Annotated in this window: 2 protein-coding genes and 2 pseudogenes; 3 read left to right on the top strand and 1 reads right to left on the bottom strand. The window is 66.6% G+C overall.

All coding sequences use genetic code 11. The features are described from left to right. A pseudogene (locus tag I5I_RS16175) lies at positions 1-206 on the bottom strand (LacI family DNA-binding transcriptional regulator); the annotation flags it as partial. A 227-nt stretch (positions 207-433) separates the two neighbouring features. On the opposite strand from I5I_RS16175, the gene I5I_RS00180 reads away from it, so the two are divergent. From I5I_RS00180 to I5I_RS00170, 3 genes and pseudogenes are all read left to right on the top strand, one after another. Continuing rightward, positions 434-1,768, top strand: coding sequence for an ABC transporter substrate-binding protein (locus I5I_RS00180; RefSeq protein ID WP_036314783.1), 1,335 nt, complete (start codon positions 434-436; stop codon positions 1,766-1,768). 116 nt (positions 1,769-1,884) lie between these two features. Beyond that, entirely contained in the window at positions 1,885-3,231 is a 1,347-nt protein-coding gene (locus I5I_RS00175; RefSeq protein WP_036314781.1) for a carbohydrate ABC transporter permease, read from the top strand. Then, positions 3,228-3,640: pseudogene (locus I5I_RS00170) on the top strand (carbohydrate ABC transporter permease); the annotation flags it as partial. The gene I5I_RS00175 and the pseudogene I5I_RS00170, both read left to right, overlap by 4 nt.

The raw sequence follows: 3,640 nt of genomic DNA, 5'->3' as shown, positions 1-3,640 counted from the left end.
GACGTACGGCATGACGACACCGATGTTCTGGTACGCCCCGTCGCAAGGCCCACCGCACCCGCCGACGGCACGTATCCCAGTTCTGCGGCGGCTGCCTGGACGCGCGACTTGGTCGCTTCCGACACGTACCCGGCGCCGCTGAGAGCGCGGCTGGCCGTCGCTTTCGATACGCCGGCGTGGGCGGCGACTTCGGCGATGCCGGCCATCGGTGCTCCTCCTCGAGCGCTGTTCGCTGACTTTCTCACGGCTCAGTATGGAACCGGTTGCTCTCATCTTCGTGTCGCGGGATGCCGCGTGGTAGTGGTTGTTATCGGGTTGTGACAATCGTCGGGTTGTGTCGTGGGAGCGGGTCCAATAGCTTGGCCTGGAATCGGTTCCGGAACGGAGCCGTGTGCACCAGGAATCATCCGAGCACTCAATGAGGAGGAATCACATGGGGATGTCACGGCGGCGCTGGATTGCGCCTCTGGCTGTCATGGGCGTGGCGGCGTTCGCACTCGCGGGCTGCGCCGAGGGCGGCAGCAGCGGCGGCAGCGCCAGCGGGACGGGGGCGGCCGGGGGGACGGTTCGCATCTCCGGCGGTATCACCGGCTCCGAGGCCGACGCCCTCCAGAAGGTCTTCGACGACTGGAGCAAGACGAGCGGGATCACCGTGCAGTACACCGGTGACAAGAGCTTCGAGGCGAACATCGTCACCAAGGTCACCGGTGGCGACGCGCCCGACATCGCGATCGTGCCGCAGCCGGGTCTGCTGAAGACCCTGGTCGGCACGGGCGACGTCAAGAAGGCGCCGCAGGCGGTGGAGGACAACGTCAACGCCAACTGGTCGCCGGACTGGAAGAAGTACGGCACGATCGACGGCACGTTCTACTCCGCGCCGATGCTCGCCAACATCAAGGGCTACGTCTGGTACTCCCCGGCGAAGTTCAAGGAATGGGGCGTCGAGGTTCCGAAGACGTGGGACGAGCTGCTCACGCTGACCAAGACGATCCAGGAGAAGACGGGGGCCGCGCCCTGGTGCGCCGGCTTCGAGTCGGGCGGCGCCTCCGGCTGGCCGGGCACCGACTGGATCGAGGACCTCGTCCTGCGCCAGTCCGGCCCCGACGTCTACGACCAGTGGGTCGACGGCTCGGTGAAGTTCACCGACAAGCCGATCGCCGACGCCTTCACCGCGGTGGGCGACATCCTGCTGAACCCGTCGTACGTCAACGCCGGCTTCGGCGATGTCAAGAGCATCAACAGCACGGCATTCGGTGACGTCGCGGCGAAGGTCGCCGACGGTTCGTGCCCGATGACCCACCAGGCGTCGTTCCTGACGGCCAACTTCCTCACGGTGAAGACGGCGTCGGGTCAGGCTCCCAAGGTCGCACCCGACGGCGATGTCTACGCCTTCGTGCTCCCGGGCTACAAGGAGGGCGCGGCCACGATCGAGGTCGGCGGCGAGTTCGTCGCGGGCTTCTCGGACAACGAGGCGACGCAGAAGGTGCTCGAGTTCATGTCGAGCGCCGACTTCGCCAACGCGCGAGTCAGCGAGGGCGGCGCGATCTCGGCCAACCTCAAGGCGGACCCGAGCAAGGCCTCGAGCGAGTTCCTGACCGAGGCGATGAAGCTGCTGCAGGACCCGAACACCACGGTCCGCTTCGACGCCTCGGACCTCATGCCCGCCACGGTCGGCTCCGGCTCGTTCTGGAAGGGCATGGTCGACTGGATCGACGGCAAGGACCAGGCCACGGTCCTCAGCGACATCCAGGCCGGCTACAACAACTAGTCACACCAGCCGCGTGACACCGCGGGCGGGATGCCGTACCTCGGCATCCCGCCCGTGGCGCCCGCGCCCCGTCTCGCTCCCATTCCGCGTCCACCGAAGCACACGGAGGCTCATCGATGTCCGCACCCATCACCGCGCCCGCGCGAGACAAGACGGACAGGCTGGCGCCTGATCCCGGTCCGCGCCGCGCCTTCTCACCCCGCGTCACCGCCGGTATCGCCACCGGTGCGCTCGTCATCCTGCTGGCTCTGGTGGTGCTGCTCCTGCTGAGCACTCCCGTGGAGGACCCGGCGAAGATCGTCATCCCCGGAGTCTCGCTCACCGCGTTCTTCCAGTGGCTCGGCGTGATGGGCCCGATCGTGCAGATCCCCATCATCCTCGTCGCCTTCGCCGCCGTGGTCGGTGTGCTGCTCCTGCTGATCGAGTACGCGCCCCGTCCCGGGCGGGTCTACTTCTGGATCCGCCTCGTCGCCTGCTTCGCGATCCCGGTCCTGGCCCTGCTGCTGCTGCGCCCGTACGCGAACGCGTTCATCTACGTGCTCGGCATCGCGCTCGTCTCCGGTGCCGCGTTGTTCGTGCTCGACTACCGCGCACGCAAGGGCGCCGGCTATCTGTTCCAGCTCGTGCTCTTCGCCGCCCCGGCTGCGGTGCTGCTGTTGATCGGTCTCATCTACCCGTTCTTCGCGACGTTCGTGCAGTCGTTCTTCGACAAGACGGGTGCCGAGTTCGTGGGCTTCGACAACTACGTGTGGGTCTTCACGCAGCCCGAGGGCACCTGGTCGGTCATCAACACCGTCATCTGGGTGCTCATCTGCCCGACGATCGCCACCATCGTGGGTCTCGCCTACGCCGTGTTCATCGATCGCGCCGCGGGCGAGCGGTTCTTGAAAGTGCTGATCTTCATGCCCTTCGCGATCTCGTTCGTCGGCGCGGGCATCATCTGGAAGTTCATGTACGACTACCGTCAGGGCGACCAGCTGGGTCTGCTCAACGCCATCATCACGGCGTTCGGGGGCGACCCCGTCGCCTGGCTCAGCGTCACGCCGCTCGTGAACAGCCTGCTGCTGATGGTCGTCTTCATCTGGAGCCAGACGGGACTTGCGATGGTCATCCTCTCCGCCGCGATCAAGGCGGTTCCGCCGGAGCAGGTCGAGGCCGCGGAGCTGGACGGCGCGAACGCGTGGGAGCGGTTCAGGAACGTGACCGTCCCCGGCATCCGCTCGTCGATCGTCGTCGTGGTGACCACCGTCGCCATCGCGTCGCTGAAGATCTACGACATCGTCGCCGTCATGACCGGCGGACGCGCGAACACCTCCGTGCTCGCCTTCGAGATGGTCAACCAGCAGCAGCGCTTCCAGAGCTACGGGCACGCGGCGGCGCTGGCCGTCGTGCTGTTCATCTTCGTGACGCCGCTGATCGTGTTCAACATCATCCAGATCCGCAAGCAGAGGGAGATCCGATGAGCACCGGAGTCGACATCATCGAGCCCGTCACCGACACCCGCTCGGCTCGACAGGTCTCCCGCGACACGCGCAAGCACGAGGCCATGGCGCGTAAGCGCCTGACCTCCAAGGGGGCGACGATCGCGGCGCTGGTCATCGCGATCTTCTGGACCATCCCGACCTTCGGCCTGTTCGTCACCTCGCTGCGCCCCGGCTCGGACGTGCAGAGCACCGGTTGGTGGACGGTGTTCACCGACCCGTCGTTCACGCTGGAGAACTACCAGAAGGCGCTGACCTCGGGCGGCACCGCGCTGACTCTGGGCCAGTCGTTCCTCAACTCGCTCGCGATCACGATCCCGGTCGTGTTCTTCGCGCTGGCGGAGGGCTCGCTGCTCGCCTACGCCTTCGCCTGGATCGACTCAAGGGGCGC

This window comes from Microbacterium sp. B24 (assembly GCF_000333415.1).
Taxonomy (GTDB): domain Bacteria; phylum Actinomycetota; class Actinomycetes; order Actinomycetales; family Microbacteriaceae; genus Microbacterium.
The sequence above is the reverse complement of the archived record's forward strand: the minus strand, read 5'-3'. Positions and strand labels throughout refer to the sequence as shown.

What these genes read in the sequence shown, in the direction of transcription:
- I5I_RS00175 (WP_036314781.1), top strand. Translation starts at nt 1,885, where the DNA reads ATGTCCGCACCCATCACCGCGCCCGCGCGAGACAAGACGGACAGGCTG.
- I5I_RS00180 (WP_036314783.1), top strand. Translation starts at nt 434, where the DNA reads ATGGGGATGTCACGGCGGCGCTGGATTGCGCCTCTGGCTGTCATGGGC.